Origin of the sequence: Acinetobacter sp. 1294596 (assembly GCF_000582925.1) — a bacterium.
Lineage (GTDB): Bacteria > Pseudomonadota > Gammaproteobacteria > Pseudomonadales > Moraxellaceae > Acinetobacter > Acinetobacter radioresistens.
This window is the reverse complement of record NZ_JFCC01000102.1, coordinates 1-1,170: the sequence shown is the minus strand read 5'-3', so window position 1 is coordinate 1,170 and position 1,170 is coordinate 1. Positions and strand designations below refer to the sequence as shown.

The window sequence follows — 1,170 nt, the reverse complement described above, 5'->3', positions numbered from 1 at the left end:
TAAGTATTCTTATTTTACTGTTCAGATAAGTAACAATGACGTTTAAATGGCTTTGTTGCACAAACCTATCTGTAAAGGCTTTTTCAGCGATATAATTTTCAAATGAAGAAGCCTACACACAAAATCTACCGCACAACCAATTGGCCCGCATATAACCGAGCACTCATGAGTCGCGGAAATATTGCCATTTGGTTTGATCCTGCTACGCAATGGTATGCTCCATCAAAAGGCAAACAAGGGCGAAATCAAACCTACTCCGACGCAGCTATCCAATGCTGCTTAATGATTAAATCCTTATTCCGTCTATCTTTACGTATAGTCACTGGCTTTGTGCAAAGTCTGATTAAACTTTGCGGATTAAATTGGACCGCACCAGATTACAGTACGCTTTGTAGAAGACAAAAGCATATTGATATTGCAATCAGCTACCAAAAAAGTAGCGATGGGCTGCATCTACTCGTAGACTCTACAGGCATGAAGTTTCTAGGTGAGGGCGAATGGAAACGCAAGAAACATGGAGCTGAATATCGTCGCCAATGGCGTAAACTACATATTGGTATAGATGCCAAAACCCTACAAATACGCGCTATTCAGCTCACAACCAATAATGTCAGTGATTCACAGGTGCTTGGTGATTTACTTAATCAGATTCCACAAGATGAGCAGATTGACTCTGTTTATACCGATGGAGCTTATGACACCAAACAATGCCGTCAGGTCATTGCAGATCGGCAAGCACATGCGGTGATTCCACCTAGAAAAAATGCGAAACCATGGAAAGATACAAAGAGTAGCTCGCTAGAGCGAAATGAATTACTTCGAACAGTTAAACGTTTAGGCAGGACATTATGGAAAAAATGGTCAGGCTATCATCGCCGCAGTTTGGTGGAAACCAAGATGCATTGCATCAAATTATTAGGCGATAAATTAATGGCAAGAAGCTTTCCTAGTCAGGTGAATGAAATTCATGCACGTGTAGCAGTCCTCAACAGATTTACGGAATTAGGTCGACCACTTACCCAAGTTACGCCTTAAATTTGGCTCAATTAGGGGCGCTTTGCATTTCAAATCTTTGTGCAACAAAGCCATACCAATACAGTAACGCATAATGAGGCTAGCCAAAAAGTCACATCTAAAAACTTTTCATCATAAGTGCAATATCAATAGATG

General features: G+C 40.7%; 1 protein-coding gene. It reads left to right on the top strand.

Annotation, left to right across the window (positions count from 1 at the left end; translation table 11 throughout):
- Positions 1-102: 102 nt before the first annotated feature.
- Positions 103-1,035, top strand: coding sequence for an IS5-like element IS17 family transposase (locus tag J502_RS16015; RefSeq protein ID WP_000743268.1), 933 nt, complete (start codon positions 103-105; stop codon positions 1,033-1,035).
- Positions 1,036-1,170 lie beyond the last annotated feature (135 nt).

Excerpts from the sequence above, each read along its gene's own strand:
- J502_RS16015 (WP_000743268.1), top strand. The coding sequence starts at position 103 with ATGAAGAAGCCTACACACAAAATCTACCGCACAACCAATTGGCCCGCA.